Source organism: Methylocystis sp. B8, assembly GCF_005771425.1.
Lineage (GTDB): Bacteria > Pseudomonadota > Alphaproteobacteria > Rhizobiales > Beijerinckiaceae > Methylocystis.
This window is the reverse complement of sequence record NZ_VBTZ01000005.1, coordinates 60,900-86,515: the sequence shown is the minus strand read 5'-3', so window position 1 is coordinate 86,515 and position 25,616 is coordinate 60,900. Positions and strand designations below refer to the sequence as shown.

23 protein-coding genes are annotated in these 25,616 nt (G+C 62.6%); 13 read left to right on the top strand and 10 right to left on the bottom strand.

What is annotated here, in order from left to right; translation table 11 throughout:
- Positions 1-115 precede the first annotated feature (115 nt).
- Entirely contained in the window at positions 116-346 is a 231-nt protein-coding gene (locus tag FEV16_RS10285) for a hypothetical protein (RefSeq protein ID WP_138167543.1), read from the bottom strand.
- Positions 347-603: 257 nt separating this feature from the next.
- On the opposite strand from FEV16_RS10285, the gene FEV16_RS10280 reads away from it, so the two are divergent.
- Positions 604-1,239: a recombinase family protein gene (locus FEV16_RS10280; protein ID WP_138167542.1), complete on the top strand. Its 636-nt coding sequence runs from the start codon at positions 604-606 to the stop codon at positions 1,237-1,239.
- 79 nt (positions 1,240-1,318) lie between these two features.
- Here FEV16_RS10280 and FEV16_RS10275 read toward each other — a convergent pair whose 3' ends face one another.
- Positions 1,319-1,822 carry a Spy/CpxP family protein refolding chaperone gene (locus FEV16_RS10275; RefSeq protein ID WP_246657267.1) on the bottom strand — a complete coding sequence of 168 codons (504 nt, stop codon included), beginning with the start codon at positions 1,820-1,822 and terminating at the stop codon, positions 1,319-1,321.
- A 164-nt stretch (positions 1,823-1,986) separates the two neighbouring features.
- On the opposite strand from FEV16_RS10275, the gene FEV16_RS10270 reads away from it, so the two are divergent.
- Complete coding sequence (locus FEV16_RS10270; protein WP_138167541.1) at positions 1,987-2,805, top strand: hypothetical protein; 819 nt, start codon at positions 1,987-1,989, stop codon at positions 2,803-2,805.
- A gap of 19 nt (positions 2,806-2,824) precedes the next feature.
- Here FEV16_RS10270 and FEV16_RS10265 read toward each other — a convergent pair whose 3' ends face one another.
- From FEV16_RS10265 to kdpF, 6 genes are read right to left on the bottom strand one after another with little or no spacing between them, the layout of a single operon-like run.
- Positions 2,825-3,514, bottom strand: coding sequence for a response regulator transcription factor (locus tag FEV16_RS10265; protein ID WP_138167540.1), 690 nt, complete (start codon positions 3,512-3,514; stop codon positions 2,825-2,827).
- Positions 3,511-6,210 carry a sensor histidine kinase KdpD gene (locus FEV16_RS10260; protein WP_138167539.1) on the bottom strand — a complete coding sequence of 900 codons (2,700 nt, stop codon included), beginning with the start codon at positions 6,208-6,210 and terminating at the stop codon, positions 3,511-3,513. The genes FEV16_RS10265 and FEV16_RS10260 overlap by 4 nt, the downstream gene beginning before the upstream one ends.
- A 26-nt stretch (positions 6,211-6,236) precedes the next feature.
- The gene (gene kdpC / locus FEV16_RS10255) at positions 6,237-6,836 is read right to left on the bottom strand and encodes a potassium-transporting ATPase subunit KdpC (RefSeq protein ID WP_138167538.1); all 600 of its coding nucleotides are present in this window, start codon (positions 6,834-6,836) and stop codon (positions 6,237-6,239) included.
- Between the two features lie 11 nt (positions 6,837-6,847).
- Entirely contained in the window at positions 6,848-8,896 is a 2,049-nt protein-coding gene (kdpB, locus tag FEV16_RS10250; RefSeq protein WP_138167537.1) for a potassium-transporting ATPase subunit KdpB, read from the bottom strand.
- Between the two features lie 11 nt (positions 8,897-8,907).
- Positions 8,908-10,617: a potassium-transporting ATPase subunit KdpA gene (gene kdpA, locus FEV16_RS10245; protein ID WP_138167536.1), complete on the bottom strand. Its 1,710-nt coding sequence runs from the start codon at positions 10,615-10,617 to the stop codon at positions 8,908-8,910.
- Positions 10,618-10,650: 33 nt separating this feature from the next.
- Entirely contained in the window at positions 10,651-10,773 is a 123-nt protein-coding gene (kdpF, locus tag FEV16_RS10240) for a K(+)-transporting ATPase subunit F (RefSeq protein WP_210234877.1), read from the bottom strand.
- A 468-nt stretch (positions 10,774-11,241) separates the two neighbouring features.
- Between kdpF and FEV16_RS17450 the strand changes: the two genes are divergently transcribed.
- From FEV16_RS17450 to FEV16_RS10230, 3 genes are all read left to right on the top strand, one after another.
- Positions 11,242-11,370, top strand: a complete 129-nt coding sequence (locus tag FEV16_RS17450) for a hypothetical protein (RefSeq protein WP_281404850.1) — start codon at positions 11,242-11,244, stop codon at positions 11,368-11,370.
- A gap of 69 nt (positions 11,371-11,439) precedes the next feature.
- Complete coding sequence (locus FEV16_RS10235; protein WP_246657266.1) at positions 11,440-12,963, top strand: FAD-binding oxidoreductase; 1,524 nt, start codon at positions 11,440-11,442, stop codon at positions 12,961-12,963.
- A 96-nt stretch (positions 12,964-13,059) separates the two neighbouring features.
- A complete protein-coding gene (locus FEV16_RS10230) occupies positions 13,060-13,818 on the top strand; it encodes a nucleoside deaminase (protein WP_246657265.1) in 759 nt (252 codons plus the stop codon).
- Between the two features lie 17 nt (positions 13,819-13,835).
- On the opposite strand, the gene FEV16_RS16905 is transcribed toward FEV16_RS10230, so the two are convergent.
- On the bottom strand, positions 13,836-15,851 hold the full coding sequence (locus FEV16_RS16905) for a hypothetical protein (RefSeq protein ID WP_171015193.1): 2,016 nt from the start codon (positions 15,849-15,851) through the stop codon (positions 13,836-13,838).
- Positions 15,852-16,070: 219 nt separating this feature from the next.
- Here FEV16_RS16905 and rfbD point away from each other — a divergent pair, with 219 nt between their 5' ends.
- The 7 genes from rfbD (at position 16,071) to truB (ending at position 24,319) form a co-directional block, all read left to right on the top strand.
- A complete protein-coding gene (gene rfbD / locus FEV16_RS10220; RefSeq protein WP_138167671.1) occupies positions 16,071-16,955 on the top strand; it encodes a dTDP-4-dehydrorhamnose reductase in 885 nt (294 codons plus the stop codon).
- Between the two features lie 239 nt (positions 16,956-17,194).
- Complete coding sequence (rimP, locus tag FEV16_RS10215; RefSeq protein WP_138167535.1) at positions 17,195-17,947, top strand: ribosome maturation factor RimP; 753 nt, start codon at positions 17,195-17,197, stop codon at positions 17,945-17,947.
- 2 nt (positions 17,948-17,949) lie between these two features.
- A complete protein-coding gene (nusA, locus tag FEV16_RS10210; protein ID WP_138167534.1) occupies positions 17,950-19,566 on the top strand; it encodes a transcription termination factor NusA in 1,617 nt (538 codons plus the stop codon).
- A 47-nt stretch (positions 19,567-19,613) separates the two neighbouring features.
- Entirely contained in the window at positions 19,614-20,237 is a 624-nt protein-coding gene (locus FEV16_RS10205) for an RNA-binding protein (RefSeq protein ID WP_348639983.1), read from the top strand.
- A gap of 31 nt (positions 20,238-20,268) precedes the next feature.
- Positions 20,269-22,884, top strand: a complete 2,616-nt coding sequence (gene infB / locus FEV16_RS10200; RefSeq protein WP_138167532.1) for a translation initiation factor IF-2 — start codon at positions 20,269-20,271, stop codon at positions 22,882-22,884.
- 107 nt (positions 22,885-22,991) lie between these two features.
- Entirely contained in the window at positions 22,992-23,420 is a 429-nt protein-coding gene (gene rbfA, locus FEV16_RS10195) for a 30S ribosome-binding factor RbfA (RefSeq protein WP_138167531.1), read from the top strand.
- Positions 23,417-24,319: a tRNA pseudouridine(55) synthase TruB gene (truB, locus tag FEV16_RS10190; protein WP_138167530.1), complete on the top strand. Its 903-nt coding sequence runs from the start codon at positions 23,417-23,419 to the stop codon at positions 24,317-24,319. Before rbfA ends, truB begins: the two co-directional genes overlap by 4 nt.
- Before the next feature lie 97 nt (positions 24,320-24,416).
- Here truB and FEV16_RS10185 read toward each other — a convergent pair whose 3' ends face one another.
- Entirely contained in the window at positions 24,417-24,662 is a 246-nt protein-coding gene (locus tag FEV16_RS10185) for a type II toxin-antitoxin system prevent-host-death family antitoxin (RefSeq protein WP_138167529.1), read from the bottom strand.
- A gap of 104 nt (positions 24,663-24,766) precedes the next feature.
- On the opposite strand from FEV16_RS10185, the gene murI reads away from it, so the two are divergent.
- Positions 24,767-25,600, top strand: a complete 834-nt coding sequence (murI, locus tag FEV16_RS10180) for a glutamate racemase (protein WP_138167528.1) — start codon at positions 24,767-24,769, stop codon at positions 25,598-25,600.
- Positions 25,601-25,616 lie beyond the last annotated feature (16 nt).

Below are 25,616 nucleotides of genomic sequence, written 5' to 3'. Positions count from 1 at the left end.
GCCGCAACACAAGACTGGCGAAGGCGCGACGCTCTTGATCGCTAGCCGATGGCCGCGCCGTCGACCGGCTCACAGAGATGTAACGTTTGTCTCTGGATTATGGCGCAGCGCGTCCCTAGTTTCTCGACGCGCCTTCAATCGAGCGCAGTTCGGCCGCGGCAGGCGCCCGCATGCTGGAATTGAGTTTGCGCAGCATCGTCACGCAGAGTTCCTTGACGGTCTCATCCTGAACGCTATCGGCCAGCTTAGCCAAATGGCAAAACGCCATCGTACGCTGAGAGACCGCGTCGGCGTATTCCGCCGGATCGGTCAAATTAAGAATGTCGTCGTGACTGTCGTCAGACATGACGCAGAAACTCCAGGCTACTCGTTACGGATGGCGCGGGAAGAGGCTTAGCCGAGGCGTGGATTTTATCAGCCGGGCGGATGGGAAGCCAAGCAACTCTTGCGGAATAATCGGCCTAAATGATGGAAGGTGTCCGTAAGGGTATATCTAAACAGACATTGCGAAACGGCAAATTTCAATGTGTCCGTAAGGTTTGACATAGGCTAACGGACATATGAATGTGCGGACGCTATCCTAACGGACAAGGAGTCGCATGCTTGAGCACGATCCTATACGCCCGCGCCTCAACCTTGAGCCAGACAATTGCGGACCAAGAGGCGCAGGCCAGCGCGGCCGGGTTCGCCATCGACCAGGTTGTTTGGGATGAGGGCGTCTCCGGCGTCCGCGTTCGCCTTGCAGAGCGAGCGCAAGGTCGTCGCCTGTTCGATATGTTGCGCTCAGGCGATACGCTGGTGGTCCGTTGGGTTGATCGATTAGGGCGCAGCTACGCCGACGCAACGGACGCCATTCGAGAGTTCATGCGCCGGGGCGTCATCGTTCGGACAGTCATCAATGGACTGACCTTTGACGGCGCGACCGCGGACCCCGTGCAGCAAGCCGTGCGGGACGCGCTGATTGCGTTCATGGCGGCGACGGACCAAGCCCAAGCGGAAGCCACGAAGGAGGCGCAGCGGGCGGGGATCGAACACGCGAAGGCGAATAACGCGAACAAATATCGAGGTCGGAAACCGAGCTACTCGCGAGAGCAGTTCAACGCGGTCCGCGACATGCTCGCTCAGGGGACACGCATCGGCATGATAGCTGTCGCGAGCGGCCTGACGCGGCAAACAATTTACAGGATAAGAAACGATGTAGGGGTGGCCGAGAGGGCCCTTGTGGAGTGGGGAATGTAACGCCGCTTGGCGCTATCCGGAGATTCGGCGGGCGCGCGCAAGATCGATGTTTCCTGCCCGCGCCCAGCCATCGCCTCTATCAATGATCGCCGTGCATTGCCCAGTGGCCATGTCCATGCGGCTTCAAGACATGGAAGAGAAGAACGCCGAAACGATGCTTTTGCGCTTCGTCGAGACTGTCGAAGAGCGGTTTTGCTGCGTCCGCGAGCTTGCCGAGCTCTGCGCCGCGTGTCGCAAGTCCCTGGGAACGCAGCCGCAGGCCTTCAATAACATTGTGATGCTCGCGAATGTCTTCCCATTTTTCGCGCCAGTCGGCCGCGCGATCCGCGCGCGCCTTACCGACGTCGCGCAAAGCGGCTTCGAGCGCGGGCCACGCTTTTTCCTGGGCCGGAGTGAGCTTCAGGCCAGCTTTTAACGCCGCGATCCGGGCGTCTAGGAACGCGGCGCGGTCTTCTGGAGAGAAACCGTGATCCTCAGCCTTAGCAGGCTGATCGGTTGCAGGCGGTTCGGCAAGGGCGGTCCCTGAGAGACCGGCCGCAGCGAACATCGCTACGGACATCATGGTGAGAAGTTGTTTACGCACGACGGGCCTCGATGGGGTGGACGGTTAGGCCCCATGTATGTCCGCGCCCGCAAACGCCAAATTAAGCTTTTGTAAGGAACGATTTATCGCTTCGACTCCATTTCGCCGCGATTCAGGCGCATCGGTAAAGGCTTCGCGTCGGTCCAAAATTAGGATTTCTACGCATGAACGAGCTGATTATTCCGCCGGAGCCTTCGCAGCCGACAAAGAAGGCCGCGCCGTCAAGCCTGCCGATAGAGATCGTGATCGATCGGAGTGGGCGTCGGCGGCTCCGCTATGGTCTGATCGTCGCGATCGTTGGTCTCGCCGCGGTCGCGGGCGCGCGCTTTTATGGGTCCGACCATCCAAAAGAAGCGATCGCGCAAAAAACCTCTGCCGAGTCGCCAAAACAGGTGACCACGGCGGCGCCGGACGAAGCGACGAAGCGTCGAGTCGCCGCTCTTCAAGACGAAGTGCGCGAGTTGCGCACAAAACTGGATGCCGTGGAGAAGCGGCAAGAAGCTGAAAAGGTCAGCGCGCAAGCTGTCGCCCCGCAGCCCTCATCCATCGAAAGCAAGCCTGCCGCAAGCGCAACGCAAGCTGCCCTCGCGCCGTCTCCCTCCGAAAAAGCCGAGACCAAAGTGCCTCGCGCAGCCAAGAATGAAACCGCCAAAGTTGGCGTGACGCCCAGCGAAATGGCCCCGCCGACGTCAAAGGTCTTGAGCGGCTACAGGGTGCGCGACGTCTATCATGGCGCGGCGCTCGTCGAATATGACGGCGGAATGATCGGGGTCGAGCCGGGCGAAATCGTGCCGGGCGCTGGCCGGGTGGTGGCGCTCCGCGAGCGCGCAGGTCGGTGGGTTGTGGTCACGGAAAAGGGTGAAATTTTGGGCGATGTTCGCGAGCGCCCATACGCCGAGCCGCCGCCCAGACGCCGCTTCGGTCGGGAGCTTTTCGGGTTTATTCCGCGCGCATTCGCGCCGCCGTTTTTCTCGCCCTATTGAGGCGCCAGGCGAGAGATCGTCACTCAGACGTTATAAATCGATAGCCGACGCCCGGTTCCGTCGTAATGATTTTGGGCGTCGCGGCGTTGTCTTCTATTTTCGCCCGCAGCTGGCCGATGAACACGCGCAGATATTGACTGTCGTTCTGATGCGCCGGACCCCAAACTGTTTTCAGGATTTCGCGATGCGTCAGCGGCCGGCCGGCGTGTCGCGCGAGATAGGCCAGAAGATCAAATTCCTTGGGCGTCAATTTCACCGGCGCGCCGCTTTTTGTGACCATGCGCTTTTGAACATTCACGGCGAGACCGTTGGCGACGACGTGGTCTGACTCCAAAGACGCACTCTGTGAGTGACGTAACGCTGTGCGCATGCGCGCCAGCAATTCTCCCATGGCGAATGGCTTTTCGACATAGTCATCCGCGCCGAGGTCGAGCGCCGCAATCTTTTCCGATTCACGGTCGCGCGCCGAGAGAACGATCACCGGCGTTCGCGTGAGGATTCGCAGCTTTCGCAAAACTTCCTTGCCGTCCATATCGGGAAGACCAAGGTCGAGGATGACGAGATCGGGAGAATTCGCGGATACAGCCGCGAGCGCCTCGCGGCCTGTCGCCGCTTCGAGAACCTCATAGCCGCTCGCCGTCAAGGAAGGCCGCAAGACGCGCTGTATTTGCGGTTCATCGTCGACGACGAGAATGCTCGCGCCGCTCATGCCGCCACGCCCTGCTTCGACTCGCTCGGGGCGGGGAAACGCATGACAATCCTCGTTCCTCTGCGGCGGACGGCGGGGCTTTGCGCGACAATGGTTCCACCCATGGCCTTAACGAGTCCGCGGCAGATCGAGAGGCCGAGCCCGGTTCCGGCCTTACGGCCGTCAATGCGCCCGCTGCGATAAAATTTCTCGAAGATGCGCTCGAGGTCCGCGGATTTCACGCCGGGCCCCTCATCAGTTATGGTGATGACGACGTCGCCGCCTTCGCGCCGGGCATGAATGATCGCGCCGGTCGGTCCGCCATATTTATGCGCATTGTCGATCAGATTGAAGAGGACCTGGCCGAGGAGATTGGCGTCGCCACGAATAGACGGCAAGTCAGGAGCGATGCTGATTGAGGTATCCTTGCCGGGAAAAGTTTTTTTGGATCTCTCGAGGACATTGCGGATCACCTCGGCCACATTGACGAGATCGCTCCCTGGCGAGATCGCGCCCGATTCAATGCGAGACATATCGAGCATATTGGCGATGAAACGAGAGAGGCGCCCGGTCTCTTCTTCGATCGACAGGAGTAGGTCCTTGCGATCCTCGGGCGAAAGCTTCTCGCCGAGCTCGCGCAGGCTCGTGACCGCGCCGGTGATCGAGGTTAGCGGCGTGCGCAGATCATGCGACAGGGCGGACAAAAGAATGGTCCGCAGTTTTTCATTCTCTTCCAAAGCCGCCGCCTTGACGGATTCTCCGACAAGCATCGATCGGTCGATCGCGATCGCCGTCTGTTCAATGAGCGATGAGATCGTGCTTTCCGACGCGGCGGAGAGCGGCTCGTCAGGCGTCTTGGGTTCGATTCCGCAAACGGCGACGACGCCTCGCGCCGTCGCGAGAGGTCTGAACTGAAAGCGTACATTGGGCAGCGTATCGGTCCGCCATCCGGCGGGCTCGTTTTTTTCGAGTGCCCATCGGGCGGCGGCGAGTTCGCCGGCGTCCATTTCATCGACCGGCGGCCAGGCGGCCGCGACTCTCAGCCCGATATCTTCCGGCATCAGCATCACGACACAGGATGCTTCGCCGGCTTTCTGAATTTGCAGGGCAGAAACCCAGAGAATGTCCTCAAGCGTCGTTATCGTCGACAGCTTGCGAGAAAATTCGAACAGCGACTGCACGGCTTGGGACCGCTGCCGCATGTTTTGCGCATAATCGCGCATTTTGCTTGCGAGCATTCCTGTGATCACGGCGACGACCAGGGCAACGAGCAGCGAAAGGAATTCCTGCGGTTCCGAGATTGTGAGCTGATAACGCGGATCGAAAAAGAAGAAGTCGCAGGCAAGAAAGGAGAGAACGGCCGCGACGATCGCAGACCACATCCCAAAGCGCGCAGCGCAAAGCACGACGGGAAGCAGGAAGATGACCGACGGATTGGCTAGGCCGAGCCAGCGGTCGAGCGCATAGCCGATGAAAACCGTAATCGTGACCGCGAGGACGGCGCCGCCGACGCCAAGCCACGCCTGCGACAAGGTCGGCAATTTGGGACGACGCCTGGTTTCAAGCGCGCCATCCTCTTGGACGACGACATGAACGGCGATATCCGTCGATTGCCGAAGAATTTCGTCGGTGAGCGAACGCCGGAATAATCGGGAGAAAGGACGAGCCTGCGAGCGGCCGAGCACAATCTGCGTAATATTTTCGCGTCGCGCAAAACGCAGCACTTCGTCTACAAGATCGTCTCCCGAGATGCGCGCGACTTCGGCGCCAAGCCGCTCCGCGAGGCGTAACGCCCGGTCGACGTTTCTCACGACCTCCGCAGATTGTTCTTCCTGGCCGGCGCGTTCGACATAAAGTGCGATCCATGTGGCGTTGAGGGCCGTTGCGAGTCGCGCGCCGGCGCGAACCACGGCTTCGGATGTTGCATCGCGGCCAACGCAAACCAGCAGGCGTTCCGCCGTCGCCCATGGTCCTTCGATCGCTCCTTGACGAAGGAAGTCGACCATCTGGTCGTCGACGCGCTCGGCCGTACGCCGCAGCGCAAGTTCGCGTAAGGCGGTGAGATTGCGTGGCGTGAAGAAATTTTGAATCGCACGCTTCGCGGTCTCAGGAACGTAGACCTTGCCCTCCTTCAGCCTCTGGAGCAGTTCGTCCGGCGTAATGTCGACAAGGATGACGTCGGTGGCGTTCTGCAGGACGCGATCCGGCACGGTTTCTCGCACGGCGACGCCGGTGACGCGCGATACGACGTCGGCGAGACTTTCAAGATGCTGGACATTGAGCGTCGTCCAGACGTCGATGCCGGCTTCAAGCAGCTCTTCGACATCCTGCCATCGTTTGGGGTGACGGCTATCTGGCGCGTTGGTATGCGCCAGCTCGTCGACGAGGATGAGCTGAGGCTTTCGAGCGAGCGCCGCGTCGATGTCGAATTCTTCGATGATGCGACCGCGATATTCGCATTTGCGGCGGGGGAGCGTTTCGAGACCATTGACGAGCGCCTGCGTCTCAACGCGCCCATGGGTTTCCGCCACGCCTATGACAACATCGACGCCCTCAGCCTTTGCGGCTTGCGCGCGCGCCAGCATCGCATAGGTCTTGCCGACCCCCGGCGCGGCGCCAAGGAAAACGCGTAGCTTTCCTTTGCTCTCCTTGTCGCTCAGGGCAAGGAGAGCATCGGGGTCAGGCCGGCGGTCGAAATCTCCGTCGTCGCGTGCCAAAGACGTCCACCCTCTGGGGCTTCATCTCATTTTAGCCGATCAAGGGCCATGTTGAGCAAGAGCACATTTACGCGCGGCTCGCCGATCACGCCAAGAACGCGCCCTTCGGTATTCGCCTCGACAAGGGCGCGCACTTGCATCTCGCTGAGATTGCGCGCCTTGGCGACGGCTGACGCCTGGGCAAGCGCGAACTGGGGTGAAATATGTGGATCGAGGCCGGAGGCGGAAGTCGTCACGGCGTCAGCCGCGACGACATCGATGCGACCGGCGGCGAACTCCGCTTCGATCGCAGCATTCACGCGATCGACGAGCTTTTTCGAGGTCGGTCCGAGATTGGAGCCCATCGAGTTCGATGCGTTATAGGGCGCGTCGGTCGTTTTTGAAGGATCAGCAGGATCGGGGGCGGTCGTCGCCGAAGGCCGACCATGGAAGTAGCGATCGGACACGAAGTTCTGCCCGATCAGCGTCGAGCCGATGACCGTTCCATCGCCTTCGATCAGGCTTCCATTCGCTTGCGTCGGCATCGCGAGTTGAGCGACGCCGGTGATCGCGAGCGGATAGACCAATCCGGTGAGCGCGGTGAAGAGACCGATCATGACGATCGCCGGGCGAATTTGGGAGAGCATCTAGAAGCTCCTTATGCGAGATGAATGGCCGAAACGGCGAGATCGATGATCTTGATGCCAACGAAGGGCGCAATCAGACCTCCTAGCCCGTAAATCAGCAGATTCCGCCGCAACAAGGCGGCGGCGCCGACAGGCCGGTAAGGAACGCCCTTCAGCGCCAGCGGTATGAGCGCGATAATGATGAGCGCATTGAAGATCACCGCCGAGAGGATGGCGGACTGCGGCGAGGCGAGCTTCATGACGTTGATCGCCTCGAGCTCCGGATAGGCGACGACAAAGAGCGCTGGAATGATCGCGAAATATTTTGCGACGTCATTGGCGATCGAGAAGGTCGTCAGCGATCCGCGCGTCATCAGCAACTGTTTGCCGATCGCGACGATCTCGATGAGTTTTGTCGGATCGCTATCGAGGTCAACCATATTGCCGGCTTCGCGCGCCGCTTGCGTGCCGGTCTGCATGGCGACGCCGACATCCGCTTGAGCGAGCGCCGGCGCATCATTGGTGCCGTCGCCGCACATGGCGATAAGGCGTCCGCCCTGCTGTTCCCTGCGAATATAGGCGAGCTTGTCCTCGGGCTTGGCTTGCGCGATGAAGTCGTCGACACCAGCTTCGCCGGCGATCGCCGCGGCGGTAATCGGATTGTCGCCCGTAACCATCACCGTCTTGATGCCCATGGCGCGCAAGGCGGCGAAGCGCGATTTGATGTCGGGCTTGATAATGTCTTTGAGATGAATCACGCCCAACAGCCTGCCGTTTTCCGACACGGCGAGAGGCGTGCCGCCTGCGCGCGAAATCCGCTCCACGGCGCGTTCGAAATCGACAGGAACAGACTTGACTTGCGCGGTGACTGCATCGACCGCGCCTTTGCGCAGCGTCTGGCCGGGAAGATCGACGCCGGAAATCCGCGTGTGCGCGGAAAACGGAACGATCTGCGCCTCCGGGCCGAGGGTCGGCGTCGAAGAGCCGAGAACGCTCTTGGCCAGAGCGACGATCGACCTGCCCTCGGGCGTTTCATCCGCGAGCGACGCCAGCAGCGCGGCGTCGACGAAGGCGCGCTCCGAAACGCCCTGGACAGGAATGAACTCGTCGGCCATGCGGTTGCCGAAGGTCACGGTGCCCGTCTTGTCGAGAAGCAGCGTATCCACGTCGCCAGCGGCCTCAACCGCGCGACCGGAGGTCGCTATGACATTGAATCGGATCAGCCGATCCATGCCGGCGATGCCGATCGCGGACAGGAGGCCGCCGATGGTCGTCGGGATCAGACAGACGAGCAGCGCGATCAACACAGTGATTGAAAGCGTTGTGCCCGAGTAGATCGCGAGCGGCCACAGTGTCACGCAGACGATGAGGAAAATGATTGTCAGCCCCGACAACAGGATCGACAGCGCGATCTCATTCGGCGTTTTCTGGCGCTGCGCGCCCTCGACGAGCGCGATCATGCGATCGATGAAGGTCGAACCTGGCGCGGCGGTGATCTTCACCTTGACCCAGTCGGAGAGAACCGTGGTGCCGCCGGTGACAGCCGAACGATCGCCGCCCGCCTCGCGAATGACAGGCGCGGATTCGCCTGTGATCGCGGATTCGTTGATCGAGGCGACGCCTTCGATCACCTCGCCGTCGCCAGGAATGAGGTCGCCCGCTTCGACCAGCACAACATCGCCGAGCCTGAGATCGAGCGCCGACACGCCTTCATAGACGTCCGTCATCCCGCTTCTGTTTTGCCGGTCGATCAACCGCTTGGCGTGCGTGTCGGTGCGGGTCTTGCGCAAAGCGTCCGCCTGCGCCTTTCCACGCCCTTCTGCGACAGCCTCGGCAAAATTGGCGAAAAGCACCGTGAACCAGAGCCAGGCGGCGATCTGGCCAGAGAAATAGGCGACGCCGTTCTGCGCAACGAGATCGCGCACGAAGAAGACCGTGACGACCGCCGACACGATTTCCGTGACGAAAATCACCGGATTGCGCGCAAGCCGTCGCGGATCAAGCTTCTTGAAGGCGTCGACGGCGGCGCGCTTGATGATCCCGGCGTCGAACAAGCCGGGAGCGGCGACCTTATGCGACATGGACATGCTCCTTAGAAGGTCTTTCCAGCAAACAGCGCGAAATGCTCCACGATGGGGCCGAGCGCGAGCGCCGGAAAATATTGCAGCAGATAGAGGATGATGATGACGCCGATCAGCAGGCCGATGAAGAGCGGCCCATGCGTCGGGAAGGTGCCGACTGACGCGGCGGTTTTCTTTTTCGCCGCGAACGAGCCGGCGATCGCCAAGACGGGAATGACGTAGGCGAAGCGTCCAAGCAGCATGGCGACGCCGAGCGTCGTGTTGTACCACAACGTATTGCCTGTCAGCCCCGCGAACGCCGACCCGTTATTGTCGGTGGTCGAGGCGAATGCGTAGAGGATCTCGGAGAGCCCGTGCGGGCCGGCGTTGTTCAGACTGGCAAGGCCCGTCTCGAGCATCACCGAGATGGCGGTGAAGCCAAGAACGGTGAGCGGATAGATCAGCACCGCCAGCATCGCGAGCTTCATCTCGCGCGCCTCGATCTTCTTGCCGAGATATTCCGGCGTGCGGCCGACCATGAGACCAGCCACAAAGACGGCGATGATCGCTAGCACCAGAAACCCGTAGAGACCGGCGCCGACGCCGCCCGGCGCGATGCTGCCCATCAGCATGTTGAACAAGGGCACGAGCCCGCCGAGCGGCATGAAGGAGTCATGCATGGAATTGACCGCGCCGCAGCTTGTGCCTGTCGTCGCTGTGGCGAACAGCGCAGAGGTCGCGACGCCGAAGCGCACTTCCTTGCCCTCCATATTGCCCGGCGACGGATCGACGCCGATCGCGGTCAGCAAGGGATTTCCGTTTGCCTCGGCCCAGTAAGCGACGAGTGCGCCCGCAACGAGCACAATCATCATGGTGATGGCGATCGCGCGGCCTTGTCGATGGTCTAAGACGGCGCGCCCAAAGGCGAAAGCCAGCGCCAAGGGGACGACGAGCAGAGCCCAAATCTCCAGCATGTTGGAAAAAGCATTCGGGCTTTCGAAAGGATGCGCCGAATTGGCGTTGAAGAAGCCGCCGCCATTGGTGCCGAGTTCTTTGATCGCCTCCTGGCTCGCCATAGGGCCGATAGCGATGGCCTGCTTGGCGCCTTCCAGCGTCGTCGCTTCAATAGAGCCCTGGAGCGTCTGCGGAACGCCCAGCGCGATGAGGACGAGCGCGACGACGACGGACATGGGCAGCAGCACATAGAGCGTCGCGCGCGTCAGATCGACCCAGAAATTGCCGACCGTCGGCGACTCCGCACGCGAAAAGCCGCGCACCAGCGCAAAAGCCATCGCAAGGCCAGTCGCCGCCGAGACGAAATTATGCACGGTGAGGCCGAGCATCTGCGTGAGATGACTCATTGTCGTCTCGCCGCCGTAGTTCTGCCAATTGGTGTTGGTGACGAAGCTGATCGAGGTGTTGAAGGCGAGGTCGGCGGGAACGCCGCCGAAGCCTTGAGGGTTGAGCGGCAGATAGGCTTGGAGCCGTTGCAGGGCGTAGAGCGATATAAATCCGATAACGCTGAAGGCGAGCATCGCCATCGTATATGTCAGCCAGCTTTGCTCCCGCGCGGGATCGACGCCGGAGAATTTGTAGAAGGCGCGTTCGACAGGCGAGAACGCGGGAGAGAGCAGGGTGCGCTCGCCTGCCAGAACTCTGGCGATGTAGCCGCCGAGCGGAATCGCAGCGACGACGACGGCTATGAGGACAATAGCGATTTGCGCCAGCCCAATGGAAGTCATTGGCGAAACGCCCGGTTTTTCGCCGGGCCTCCTTTAGAATTTTTCGGGGTGAAGCAACGTGTAGACGAGGTAGGCGCCGAGCAGAATGGCGACGATCAGTCCAATGACGGGTTCGGACATGCCGGCTCTCCTAAAGGCGTCCGCAGACCCGCGCATAGGCGGTGATGATCGCGAAAAGCAGGAGCCCGAGGCCGATATACAGAATGTCGAGCATTATGCTCCTCCGATTATGGGCGTCGCGAGCCGTCACGCGCGCGACGCGCGCGAACTTCGGCGACGAGATTGTTTGCGATCAGAAAGACCAAGGCTGCGACGCCGAGGCCAATGAGAGAGTCAGGCATGGCTGCGTCTCACTTTAATGTCGCGTTCGCGCTTTGGCGGTCGCCAAAGAGGACGGCGCGACGCGGTATGTGCTCGCACTTGGCATAAAGAGGCTATTAGGATTTCAGCTTCGCCAGGCGAGTCTCTTCATAGCCGCTTCTGCGGGACGAGCGCTCCATCGGATTTCCCCAGCTCGAGATCGGACTTGGCAACGAATTCGTCGCCTGGCGCCGCGTGTGTCGCGGCGCACAGCGCCATGGCGCGCCTCTCCTTAGGTTCTGAGCAACGCAAAAGGAGAAAGTCATGAAACCAGTGATCGCTACGGGAATTTTCGGAGTTGTCGCCATCGCTTTGGCGGCCGAAGTCCTCAATGTCGTCATGGCTTTCGGCGAGTTCAGCCACGTCGCCGTCTACAATGCGGGGCTCTTCTAGCTTACGGGCTCCCCAGCCCATGGTAGAAAAGCTATGCTCATCGCTTAGAGTTCTCTCAGAGGGGCTTGCGTGGGAAACGCGCGGGATGGGGATTTTAGCCGCCGTGCGCTGATGGTGGGCGGCGCGCTTGTCGGCGGATCAGTCTGTGCGGAGGCAATGGCCGGCGTGGCGCGCGAACAGTGCCGGGCGATCAAGGCAGATGCGCTTCGTCACAAGATCAGGGGCAAAATCGTCACGCCTGAGAGCGCTGATTTCGATGAGCTGCTGTTCGAGGGGCTATGGAACGAGCTTCATCCTACGGATAGATTACCGCAAATCATCGCAAGGGTCGAAGACGAGCAGGACGTTTGCGCAGCGGTCCGATTTGCGCGCCATAACGGATTGAAAGTTGTCGTGCGCGGCGGCGGGCACAATTGGTGCAACCCATCGCTGCGTCATGGCGGAATGCTCATCGACCTCAGCAATCTCAACAAAATCATTTCGATTGACGCAGAGTCTCGCGTCGCCACGCTTCAACCCATTATCAGTAATCGAGACGTGCAGCGGCATCTGAACGCGCACGGTTTGTCATATCCGAGCGGCCACTGTCCGCAGGTGAAACTCAGCGGCTATCTCTTGAGCGGCGGCATGTCCTGGAATCAGGGCGTCTGGGGTCCCGGCGCGGGCAGCGTGGAAGCCGTCGACGTCGTCACCGCAGAGGGCGATCTGATCACGGCCAGCAAAGATCAGAACGTCGATTATTTCTGGGCCGCGCGTGGCGCGGGCTACGGCTTTTTCGGCGTCGCCGTCCGCTACCATCTGAAACTCTATCCGTTGCCGAAACATATCGCCGCCAGTTCTTATTACTATAACCTCGATAAGGTCGGCGTCGTCGCTGAATGGCTAGGCGACATAGCAGGCAAGCTGCAGGCGAATGTGGAGCTAAGCCTGTTTCTCGTCTCCGCCCCGCCGGAGCTCGCCGAAAAATGTAAAGGCCAATCCGGTAAAGTTTCTTTGGTGACGGCGACAACCTTCGCCGACTCGGAAGAAGAGGCGAGACGCGCCACCGCGCTTCTGGAGCAAAGTCCGCTCATCGGGGAATGCCTTTCGAAGACAGTAAATGAGCATGTCAATTTCGATCGCCTCTTCGACAAGTCCGGCGCGATGTGGCCAGCGAACCGCCGAAATCAAGTCGAGGCGATGTTTTCGAATTCGAGTCCAAAGGAGTTATTGGAGGCTCTTAGGGAGCATTTTATGAGGGCGCCTTCGCCCGAGTCGCTCATACTCTATGCATTCTTTACCGGACCCAATGTGCCGCCGGCGGCGCCAAATGACGCGGCTTTTTCAATGCGCGCGCGACTCTACGGCGGACCTTGGTCGATGTGGAAAGACGCGCGAGACGACGAAAAGAATCTAAGCTGGCATAAGAAATATCAGGAAATTTTGAAGCCCCTCACAATGGGTCACTACATCGGCGAGAGCGATACCGTCAGCTATCCCGATCATGTGAGACACGCCTTTGCGAGTCGCGCTGACTTTCAGCGCATTGAGGAGCTGCGGAAGAAGCATGATCCGACGGGCGTGTTTTTCAACTATTTCGACGGGCTGCGATAAGAGGGTCGCATGAACGCAAGGTAAGTCTTGCGGCGCGCATCTCTCCGTAGAACAATGCTCACGCTTCTGTTCTCAAAGCTTGTAAAGGAACGTTTCATGGCCGGCTTCGACTGCAAGCATTCTCACATGCCAGAATTCGGACGACGCAGCTTCATCACATGCACCGCAGTCGCTGCAGGCGTCGCCGCCACGGGCGGATTTGCCGACGCTCGCGCAAAATCGCCGAAGGACAATGCCCCCGCTCCAACGCAGCCGGTGGCGGATACGGCGGTCCCCATCCAGGCTTTGGAAGAGAAGCGCAAATTCATGGAAGAGGCCGCGGCGCTCGCGACGGAGTCCGTCGAAAAAGGATGGGGCGGGCCCTTCGGCGCGGTGATCGTCAAGGACGGAAAAGTCATCGGACGCGGACAGAATCGCGTCCTTTTGACAGGCTGTCCCGTCTATCACGCCGAGATCACCGCGATCATGGACGCTTCGCAACGCTTAAATCCCAAGGCGCTGCTCGGCAGCGATTACGGCGCCGGCACGATACTCGAAATGATTCCGCGCGAAGCCGGCTCTCCGGATCTTGTCCCCGAGCGCGCCAAGATGCTGAAGGGCTGTGAAATTTACATCAATGGGGCGCCGTGTCCGATGTGCATGAGCGCAATATATTGGTCGCGCATCAGCCACGTATATTTCGCAGCGAGCCTTGAAGATACGAGCCACATCGGATTTGACGACGCTTTCCAATACGCTGATTTCAAGAAGCCGTGGGACCAGCGGAGCATCGCAGTGACGCCGAATTTTGAGCGCGACGTCGGACTAACGGCGTACAAGGCATGGGAAGACAAGAAGGACCGGCATCCCTATTGAGGCGTTTTTCAAGTCCGCTAACCTCCGAAGAAGCCGCGCATCGCCGCGAATAATCCCTTGGGTTTTTGCTGAGCGAGCGGCGTCTGTGCGAGGTTTTCGGCTTCGAGCCGCGCAGCGTCGAGTTCGGCGCCGGCGCGCGCGACGAGCGCGGCGAGAGTCGGCGCTTCATCTGGCGGCGTCCAGCCGCCGGCGCGGCGCAACTCGAGATAGGCGCCGAGCATGTCGGCGGCGTCGGTCTCGTCCGCCTCCTCGAAGTGCGCTTGCACCTTCTCGACGGCTGCAATGTCAGCGAGCAGATGCGACGCATTCGCAGCTTCGCGCCTTGCGCTCTCGCCGATCGCCAGTGCGATGCGGGCTTCGCGCAAAGCCGCGATTTCCGGCTCCTTAAGAAGCGCGCGCACGAGCCGCGCTTCCTGAATGGCGTCGAGACCCTCCGACGCCATGCCTTGTGCCTCGCAGGCCTCAAGATAACGCGTAAGGAGAGACGGCGCGCCGCGCGCGATGGCGAACTCGGCGAAGGGACGCGCGGATTGCGCAAATTCGCCGCCTTGCGCGACGGCCGCCGCGAGCGACGGATCGGCGCAAAAAGCGCTGTAGCCGCCAAATTGCTGAAGACGCGCCCGGATCGACGTTGGCGCGCTGACGACGAGCGCGGCGAAACTTGCTTGCGCCAAAGGCTCGAGCGCATCCCATAAGCCCGGCGGCTCGAAGCGCGCAGCGACTTCCGCGCGGGCGAGCGCCCCGTTCAGAGACGCCACGAGCTTGTCGCGCCTGCCTTTCAGTCCGGCGGCGCGTTCGGCGACGGTGCGGGCGGCGGCGCCTGTCGCGGCGCGCGCCGCGTCGGCGGCGCGGCGCATCAGCTCGTCGAGCACGCCCTCGTCATCTGTCGCGCGTCGAGGCGCGAGCCCATCGCCTTCGACGCGAAAGAGCCGCGCGAAAGGCGGCCCGCCTGGGTCGATCGGCGCGACGCCGAGATCACCCGGTCCCGCCGCAGGGCAGACGACCCCAACGTCGTCGCCGAGCGCCGCCGCATAAAATTCGATGTCGATGGTCTCACCCGTGCCGGGCGCCGTTTTCTCGCGACTGCGACGCAGCGCAATTCCGTCGGCCGCCGCCTCATCAGGATCGACGAGCATCGCCAGAAGATTGCCGACGACGACCGGCTCCGATGTTTCCGCGGCGTCAGGATGCTCGAGCGGGTCGCCGGTCGCCTGTCGCAGGTCGTCGAACGTCAGCGGATCGACGGCGGCCTCGCCCGCCCCACGCTGTTCGAGCGTCCAGCCTTTGAGCCTTCGGCGCTGGTTCATCGCCAGCGCGACGCTGCATCGGCCGAGCAGCGCAGCGCTTTCTTCGATCGAATCGGGAATGCGAAGGCGAAGAATGACGCGCGGCGCGCCGGATTCGCGTAGCCAATGCTCCATGATGGCGAGGGGCGCTTCGCGCGCGTCGCCTGCAACCGAGGATTCGACAGGCGCCGCCTCGAGAACGATCCGGTTTTGATGGGAAGGAAAGACGCGCCGGGCCGGCCCAATTCGCATGACGACCACGCCGTTGGAACGCTCGACGACGCGGCGCTGGCCGATCGCCCAGACAAGCCGCGCGCCGGCCGCGGCGGTCTGTTCGCGCGAAAGCCGCTCGACATCCCCACGCGCCGGAAAGGCGGCCAGCCGAAAGGCGACGGGGTCAGCGCCGCCGGCGTCCGGCAGCATCGTTAAGAGCAAACGCCAGTCGCCGCCTTGCGGCAGGTCGCGCTCTGCGGCGAGAACCAGGACAAGTTCGGCGCCGTCGGCGGCGGTCAGCCGGACGAATCGATGCTCAGGCGGCAGATCGATAAGAATGATGCGCGCGCGCCAGCGGGTCGCATCGATAACGTCTGCGAGCGTGGGCGCGCTCGCAAAGCCTTCGTCCAGCGCCGAGACGACCGTGAGTTCGGGCCGCGCCGCGGCGGCGGGGACGCGCTCGGCGCCATCGAACCAACCGATAGCCAACCGGCGCCTGCCGTCCCAGAAATAGTCGAACTGCTCTCTCCACATGGCGGCCGGGCCCGAGGGTGAGCATGGCCGCCGGCCGCCATGCGAAGCTGAAGTCGGCGCAAGCATATCCGCGGCTGGAGCGGTCGCGCAATGCAGGCGAGAAGATGGCGAAAAGCGCGGCTTTTCATTGCCACAGGATTCACGCATGTTCTCGTCGGTCGCGGCCGAAGCGGCGGACGGCGAAGCGATCTGCTAGAGGGTCTCGCGTAATTGGGCAAGATGAAGCGCATCGCCGTCACCGGCCTCACCGGCCAAGTTGTCAGCTCGCTCATCGAGCGTGCGCCGAGAGGCGTCGAAATGCTCGCGCTCGGCCGACCCCGCTTCGATCTCTCCTCGCGCGACATGGTTCTGGCGTCGCTGCGCAACATCCGCTGCGACGCCATCATCAACGCCGCCGCCTACACCCAGGTCGACAAGGCCGAAAGCGAGCCTGAGGTGGCGATGCGCATCAATGGCGTGGGCGCGGGCTTCGTCGCCGAAACCGCGGCCGAACTGAAGACGCCGCTTCTGCATCTGTCGAGTGACTACGTCTTCGATGGGACGCTTGATCGCCCCTATCGGGAAGATGACGCGCCAAGCCCGGCCTGCGCCTATGGACGGTCGAAACTCGAGGGGGAAAGGCAGATCGCGGCGCGCTGCGAGAATTGCGTCATCTTGCGCACGGGGTGGGTGTACAGTCCGTTCGGGACGAATTTCGTCAAGACGATGCTCAATCTCGGCGAGACGCGCGACGAAATCGGCGTCGTCGCCGATCAGATTGGCAATCCGACGAGCGCGCTCGATATCGCCGATGCGCTGCTCGCCATCGCCGAAAGATTGGTCGACGATTCCGATCCGCGCCTGCGCGGCGTCTTCCATTTGACGGGGCAGGGCGAAGCGAGCTGGGCCGACATGGCGGAAGCGGTCTTTGCTTCTGCTGAGGCGCGGGGCCGCAAGCCCGTGCGCATCAAGCGCATCGCGTCCGCCGACTATCCCACGCCGGCGCGCCGACCGCTCAATTCGCGGCTGGACAACGCCAAGCTTCAAGCGAGCTACGGGATTATGCTGCCGCAATGGCGGCAGTCTCTCGATCCCTGCGTCCGGCGCTTGATCGAAGCGAAATAGCGGCGGCCGAAGGTCTGTCGAAAGCTTTGGAAATCAGACTGCTGCGGGAGCGGACGCGTCGGTCGTCGGCGGGAATGAAGCGTATCAACTGTTTTTCTTGATTTTTCGCGCTTCTCCTGCCATATAGGGCCTAACTTCATCTCATAACGATCATTCTCGGGTGATCGCCGATTGAGAGTGGGGCCCCCCGGGGACCCGCTCTTTTTGTTTTGATCGGCCGAGAGCTTCAAGGACAAAGCTTGACGCAAAACGCCGCCGCCATCGCGACCCTCGACGAACCGCGTCTCGTCACGGACACGGGCGTCGCCGCACGCGTTGCGCATCTTATAGAGCCGGTGCTGGCGCAATTGGGCTATCGCATCGTGCGCGTGCGGCTTTTGCAGCAGAACGGGCAGACTTTGCAGATCATGGCGGAGCGTCCGGACGGCGCGATGACCATCGACGATTGCGAAGCGGCGAGCCAGGCGCTGTCGCCCGAACTCGACGTCGCCGATCTCATCGTCAACGAATATCGCCTGGAGATTTCGTCGCCGGGCGTCGACCGTCCACTGGTGCGCCTGTCTGATTTTCTTCGCGCCGTGGGCCACGAGGCGAAGATCGAATTGACGCATCCGCTCGCAAGCGGACGCAAGCGTTTTCGCGGCATCATTCGCGGCGTCGAAGGCGAAGGCCATGGGGCGCTGCTTACGCTCGAGCGCACCGACGCGCGTTCAGACGAAGAAAAGACCGTGTCGCTGCCGCTCGCCGATCTCGACGAAGGCCGTTTGGTGCTCACCGAAGCGCTGATCCGCGAGTCGCTTCGCGCCGGCAAGCTCCAGCAGGCTGAAGAGAAGCAAGATGAAGCCGAGGCGGAGGACCGCCCGCGCCGCGGACCGGGACGCTTTCGCGGCCCCGCGCCGAAACCCAAACCGCTGGCTCCGGCCGGCGTTCAAACTCAGTTCAAGAAGGCCGGCGGTAAACCGAAGCCCGCAGGCCGTTCGAGGGGAGAGTGACGATGGCCGTCAGCGCCAACCGACTTGAGATTTTGCAGATCGCCGAGGCCGTCGCGCGCGAAAAGTCGATCGATCGTTCGATCGTCATCGCGTCGATGGAGGACGCGCTGCAGAAGGCGGCGCGCTCGCGCTACGGCCAGGAGACCGAGGTGCGCGCCGAGATCAATTCCAAGACCGGCGAAGTCCGCTTCTCGCGGCTGCTGCTCGTCGTCGAGGAGGTCGAAAACGACGCGACGCAGATTTCGCTCGCCGACGCGCGCAAGCGCAACCCTGCGGCGCAGGCCGGCGACTGGATTTCGGAAACGCTGCCGCCTTTCGACTTCGGCCGCATCGCGGCGCAATCGGCGAAGCAGATCATCGTGCAGAAGGTACGCGAGGCCGAGCGCGACCGCCAATATGAAGAATACAAGGATCGCATCGGCGAGATCGTCAATGGCGTGGTCAAGCGAGTCGAATATGGCAATGTGATCATCGATCTTGGCCGCGGCGAGGCCATCATCCGCCGCGACGAGATGATCCCGCGCGAAATGTTCCGTCCGGGCGATCGCGTGCGCGCCTATGTCTATGACGTGCGTCGCGAGCAGCGCGGCCCGCAGATTTTCCTGTCGCGCACCCATCCGCAATTCATGGCGAAGCTCTTCAAGCAGGAAGTGCCGGAGATCTATGACGGCGTCATTGAGGTGAAGTCGGTCGCGCGCGATCCCGGCTCCCGCGCCAAGATCGCTGTCGTCTCGCGCGACTCTTCGATCGATCCGGTGGGCGCCTGCGTCGGCATGCGCGGCTCCCGCGTTCAGGCGGTCGTCGGCGAGTTGCAGGGCGAGCGCATCGACATCATTCCCTGGTCGGCGGACGCCGCGACCTTCATCGTTAATGCGTTGCAGCCAGCGGAAGTCGTCAAGGTCGTTCTCGATGAGGACAGTTCGCGCATCGAGGTGGTCGTTCCCGACGATCAGCTTTCGCTCGCGATCGGCCGTCGCGGCCAGAATGTGCGTCTCGCATCGCAGCTCACCGGCTGGGACATCGACATTCTCACCGAGGCGGAAGAGTCGGAACGCCGTCAGAAGGAATTCATCGAGCGCACGAAAGTGTTCATGGGCGCGATCGACGTCGACGAAGTCGTTGGCCGGCTACTGGCTTCCGAGGGTTTCCGTTCGGTGGAGGAACTCGCCTATGTCGATCTTCCCGAACTCGCGTCGATCGAAGGCTTCGACGAGGAGACGGCGGGCGAAATTCAGAATCGCGCCAAGAACTATCTGGAACGCATCGAGGCGGAGAATGAAGCGCGCCGCAAGGAGCTCGGCGTCGTCGACGAATTGCGCGAGATCGAGGGCCTCACGACCGCGATGATGGTGAAGCTCGGCGAAAACGATGTGAAGACGATGGAGGATTTCGCCGGCTGCGTGCCGGACGATCTTGTCGGCTGGACCGAGAAGAAGGAAGGCGAGACGGTCAAGCACGAGGGCTTCTTCGAGGGCATCGACCTTTCGCGCGAAGAGGCAGAAGCGATGATCATGGCCGCGCGCGTGCGCGCCGGCTGGATCGAGGAGCCCGTTGCGGCGGCCCAAATCGAAACTGAGGTCGAGGCTGAAGCTCAGGCGCAAGACGAACAGCGGATTTGATCGAAGGCATGACGCGCGACCCGCACGTTTCGGAGAGGACCTGCATCGTGACGCGCCAGCGCGGCGCGCCCGAGGCGATGATCCGATTCGTGTGCGGACCGGATGGCGCGCTTGCGCCAGACATCAAGTCGCGTCTGCCTGGTCGCGGGGTCTGGGTGACGGCGCGCGCCGACCTTGTCGCGCAGGCGGCGCGCAAGCGGCTGTTCACGCGTTCCCTAAAAACGCAGGTCGATGCGGCGCCGCAACTCGCCGACGACGTCGATCGATTGCTTGAAGCCGATTGTCTTCAGATGCTGTCTCTCGCCAACAAGGCCGGCGCCGTCATGGCGGGCTTCGGCAAGGTCGCAGACTCCCTCGCACAAGGTTCCGTCGGCGCGCTTATCGAAGCGAACGATGGCGGCGAAGACGGCAAGCGCAAGCTTGCCCAAGCGGCCCGCCGCGCAGGATCGACGGCGCCCGTCATCGGCTTATTTTCGTCGCTGCAATTGGATTTGGCGTTGGGCCGCACAAATGTGATACATGCTGCCCTCGCCGAGGGCGGGCCCACGACGACTTTTGTTGCGCGATGCCGTCGACTCGCCGCTTATCGAGGCGTAAGCCTCGACGGCGAGACGGCGACGACGGACGATGAAATCGAAGCGCAGCCGAATGGCGGCGCAAAAAAAGGTTAACGGGTCTTAGCGACCCAGGATTGGGAACTGGATGAGCGAAGGCGAGAACAGCGGCGACAAAACTCTGACCGTCGCGCCGTCGAAGACGTTGCACTTGAAGCAGCGACCGGTCGAGCACGGCATGGTCCGCCAGAGCTTCTCCCACGGCCGTTCGAAAGTGGTCGTGGTCGAGAAGGTGAAGCGCCGCGCCCCCGGACACGTGGAGCCCGCAAAACCGGTCGGCGCGCCGGCGCCGAGCGCCGCGCCCGCCGATGCGCCGTCAGTGGCGCCGAAAGCCGCGCCGAAAGCGGAGGCTCCGCGTCCTGCCGCGCGATCCGGCTCAGGCGTCGTGCTGCGGGCGTTGACCGACGAGGAGCGCGAAGCGCGCGCCCGTGCGCTGGTCGACGCGAAGTCGCGCGAAGAGGAAGATCGCCGCCGCGCCGAAATCGACTCGAAAGCGCGCGCGGAGCGCGATGAACGTGAGCGCTCTGAACGCGCCGCCGCCGACACGCGTAAGCGCGAAGAAGAAGAGCGTCTCGCGCGCGAAGCGGAATCAAAACGCAAATCCGAGGAAGAGGCGCGCCGCCGTCTGCCGCCGGAGGCCTCGGGACTTACGCCGCCGCGCGCTGCGCCCGGCGTCGCCCCGGCGCCGCGTCCAGCCGCTGCGCGTGTCGCAGGAGAGGCCGAACAGCCGCGCCGCGCGCCCGTGCGTCAGATCGGCGGCTTCGCGCCCCCGACCCCGCCGCGCCCGACGCCGTCTCGTGGCGGCGCTATGAAGGATCGCGGCCGGCTGACGGTCGCGACCGCCACAGCCGGAACCGACGAAGAGCGCACGCGCTCCGTCGCCTCCTTCAAGCGACGTCAGCAGCGTCTGTTCCGCGGTCAGGTGGAGCAGAAGGAAAAGCTCTCGCGCGAAGTGACGCTGCCCGAAACGATTACGATTCAGGAACTCGCGAACCGCATGTCGGAGCGTGCGGTCGACGTCATCCGCCTGCTGATGAAGCAGGGCGAGATGCACAAGATCAACGATGTGATCGACGCCGATACCGCCCAGCTCGTCGCAGAGGAGATGGGCCACACCGTCAAGCGCGTCGCCGAGTCCGACGTCGAGGAAGGCTTGTTCGATACGCCTGACGTCGAGGCTGACCTTGAGCCGAGGCCGCCCGTCGTCACCATCATGGGCCATGTCGACCACGGCAAGACGTCGCTGCTCGACGCCATCCGTCAGGCCAATGTCGTCGCCGGAGAGGCGGGCGGCATCACCCAGCACATCGGCGCCTATCAGGTCACGTCGCCGGGCGGCCAGCCGGTCACCTTCATCGACACGCCCGGTCACGCCGCCTTCACGGCGATGCGCGCGCGCGGCGCCAAGGTCACCGACATTGTCGTGCTGGTCGTGGCGGCCGACGACGGCGTCATGCCGCAGACGATCGAGGCGATCAATCACGCGCGCGCCGCTCATGTGCCGCTGATCGTCGCCATCAACAAGATTGACAAGCCGGACGCGAAGCCCGAGCGCGTGCGCACAGAGCTGCTGCAGCATGAGGTGCAGGTCGAAAGCATGGGCGGCGAGACGCTTGAAGTGGAAGTTTCCGCCAAGCAGAAGACCAACCTCGACAAGCTGCTCGAAGCGATTTCGCTGCAGGCCGAGGTGCTTGATCTCCATGCCAACCCGAGCCGCGCCGCGGAAGGCTCGGTCATCGAGGCGCGTCTCGACAGGGGACGCGGTCCCGTTGCGACCATGCTCGTCCAGCGCGGCACGCTGCACGTCGGCGACATCGTCGTCGCGGGAACCCAATGGGGACGCGTGCGCGCCCTGCTCGACGATCAGGGCGGTTCGCGTCAGGAGGCGGGACCAAGCTTCCCCGTCGAGATTCTCGGCTTCAACGGAACGCCGGAGGCCGGCGACCGCGTCGCTGTCGTTGAGTCGGAAGCCCGTGCCCGCGAGATCACGGAATATCGCGAGCGCCAGAGGCGCGATAAGCTCGCAGCGCGCGGCGGCTCCGCGCGCGGTTCGCTCTCCGACATGATGAGCCAGCTCAAGACGGCGGGCCGCAAGGAATTTCCGCTCGTCATCAAGGGCGACGTGCAGGGCTCGGTCGAAGCCATCGCCGCGGCGCTTGAAAAGCTTGGCACCGAAGAGGTCGGCGCGCGCGTCGTGCACGCCGGCGTCGGCGGCATTTCGGAATCGGATATCTCGCTCGCCGAAGCCTCCAACGCCGCGGTCATCGGCTTCAACGTGCGCGCGCACAAAGAGGCGCGCGAGGCGGCGGAACGCGCCGGCATCGAGATCCGCTACTACAACATCATCTACAATCTCGTGGATGACGTGAAGGCGGCGATGTCCGGCCTGCTCGCGCCGACGTTGCGCGAAACGTTGCTCGGCAACGCGACGATCCTCGAAGTCTTCGACATTTCCAAGGTCGGCAAAGTCGCGGGCTGCCGCGTCACCGACGGCAATGTCGAGCGCGGCGCCAATGTGCGGCTCATCCGCGACAATGTCGTCGTGCATGAAGGCAAGCTCTCGACGCTCAAGCGCTTCAAGGACGAGGTCAAGGAAGTCACCGCGGGACAGGAATGCGGCATGGCGTTCGAGAACTACCAGGACATGCGTCCCGGCGATGTGATCGAGTGTTACCGCGTCGAGGAAATCAAGCGAACGCTGTAGGCGGCGCGGCCGCGCCGCGAAACGTCATGGCCGGGCTTGTCCCGGCCATCCACGTCGGTCGAGCTGCGCCACAAGCGCGGCATGCGTCGCGATCATCGGGTCCGAATATGTCCAGAGCCCATCACTCACATTCCGGCGCGCCGTCGCAGCGCATGTTGCGCGTCGGCGAACTCGTCCGTCACGCTCTGGCGCAGATGCTCTCACGCGGCGAGATCAGCGACCCCGTGCTCGAACATCATGTCGTGACGGTTTCGCGCGTAAAGATGAGCCCCGATCTCAAGCTTGCGACGATTTACGTCATGCCGCTCGGCGGCCAGGACGAGCCGGAGGTGCTCGCCGCGCTCGATCGTCACAAGCGATTTCTGCGTGGCGAGATCGCGCATGAGGTGAATTTGAAGTTCGCGCCCGAGATCAGGTTCCGTATCGACGACACATTCGACAACGTATCGAAGATCGACGCGCTGCTTGGCTCCGAACATGTGAAGCGCGATCTCGCCGGCGGCGACAACGCCGAAGAGGATGGCGTCAAGGAATGAGCAAGAAGAGATCGGGCCGCGCCGTCGTCGACGGCTGGGTGGCGCTGGATAAGCCTGTCGGCCTCACGTCGACGCAGGCGGTGTCGCGCCTCAAGCGCATTTACAACGCCCAAAAAGCCGGTCATGCGGGGACGCTCGATCCGCTCGCCTCCGGCATTCTTCCCGTCGCTTTCGGCGAAGCGACCAAGACCGTGCCTTTCGTGCAGGATGGCGAGAAGGCCTACCGCTTCACCGTGCGTTGGGGCATTGAGACCGATACGGACGATTCCGATGGATGCATGACGCGCGAGTGCGCGGCGCGGCCGGAGCGCGCCGCCATCGAAGCCTTGCTGCCTCAGTTTACCGGCGAGATTTTGCAGACGCCGCCGCAATTCTCGGCGATCAAGATCGCCGGCGAACGCGCCTATGACATCGCGCGCGAAGGCGAACAGGTCGAATTGAAGCCGCGCGCCGTCAGGATCCATTCGTTGACGTTGATCGAGTCGTCTGCCGACGAGGCGACATTGGTCATGGAATGCGGCAAGGGCGCCTATGTGCGCGCGCTCGCGCGCGACTTTGGCCGGGTTCTCGGCTGTTTCGGCCATGTCACGGCGCTAAGACGCACGCGCGTTGGGCCCTTTGTCGAGGAAGACGCTTATACGCTCGACGAAATCGAAAATCAGAACATGGCTGGAGAGGCGCTGCTTTCGGTCGAGGCCGGATTGGCCGAACTGCCTTGCGTCATCGTCGATCGTGATGCTGCGGCGCGGCTGCGGCGCGGCGGCTCGGTGATTTTGCGTGGCCGCGACGCGCCGCATGAGGGCGTCGTCTACGCTGCTTGCGGCGGCGTGCCGGTCGCCTTCGGCGAGATCGTCCAGGGCGCGCTCGCGCCGGCGCGCGTCTTCAATCTGCCGTTCTGATCCTATTCGACAAGCGCTACACAGCCGCCACCGCGCGGGACGCACGCGCCTCGGCACGCTCGGAACCCGCAAGATCGACCCGTCGATGACGAAGCGGTCAATATTTGCGGCCATCACGGAGCCCGCCAACAAGCTCGGCCAAGGGCGCCTTTTTCACGTTTTCGCGAAATCGCGACAAATCTTCTATCGCGCGATCGATCTCCGCCTGTTTGAGACCAGTTTCTGGCGCCAGTCGCGCGATGCGTCGCCCATAACGGGTAATGATGATCGTTTCGCCGCGTTCGACGTCCGTCAGAAGCTCCGCCAGGTGGGCCTTTACATCGGAGGCTTGCACTACTCGCATGGCGCTTGGTTTCGGTTGGTTGAAACGATTGGTCAGTATAGCGCCAAAAATGCGGTAATCTTCCTTAGTAAGCCTGTGCTATGGGTTCCGAAGGTTCGCGCAGCATGACCCATCGGCCCAAAGTCCTCATCTTCGACTCCGGCCTCGGCGGCCTCACGGTCTTTGCCGAGATCGTCAAGCTGCGGCCGCATGCGGAATATCTTTATTGCGCCGATGATGCAGGCTTCCCCTACGGCTCCTGGAAAGAGCCGGAGCTCATAGAGCGCGTAATGAAGCTCATGGAGGAGCTGATCGCCGATCATGCGCCGGATATGATCGTGATCGCTTGCAATACCGCCTCGACGATCGTTCTGCCCTATCTGCGTGTGCATTGGCCGACCTTGCCCTTTGTTGGAACGGTGCCGGCGATCAAGCCGGCGGCTGAGCGCACAAGGTCAAAGATGATCTCGGTGCTCGGCACGCCGGGCACGGTGGCGCGCGACTATACGCAGAATCTCATTGCGCAATTTGCGGCTCATTGCTCTGTGACGCTTGTCGGGTCCAAGCGTCTGGCGGGTTTCGCCGAAAGCTACATGCATGGCGAAAGGGTGAGCGACGCCGACATCGTCGCCGAAATTGCGCCCTGCTTCAAAGAAGAAGGCGGCAGGCGCACTGACGCGGTCGTCCTCGCCTGCACGCATTACCCGCTGCTTGTCGACGAGTTCAAACGCCTTGCGGCGTGGCCGGTGGAGTGGATCGACCCAGCGCCGGCGATCGCGCGGCGCGCGGATCACTTGCTTGACGAGCGCTTCGGCGTTGATGCTGCGGGAGGCGCGCCGGCCTCCCGCGTCGCCATCTTCACGAGCGGCGCCTGTCCTTCGGCGCCACTCGCCGCAACGCTCGCACGTTACGGTCTTGTATGTGAGTTCGACTCGACGCCGGCGTCGGAGCGCGCGTGAATATTAGTGCGGGGCG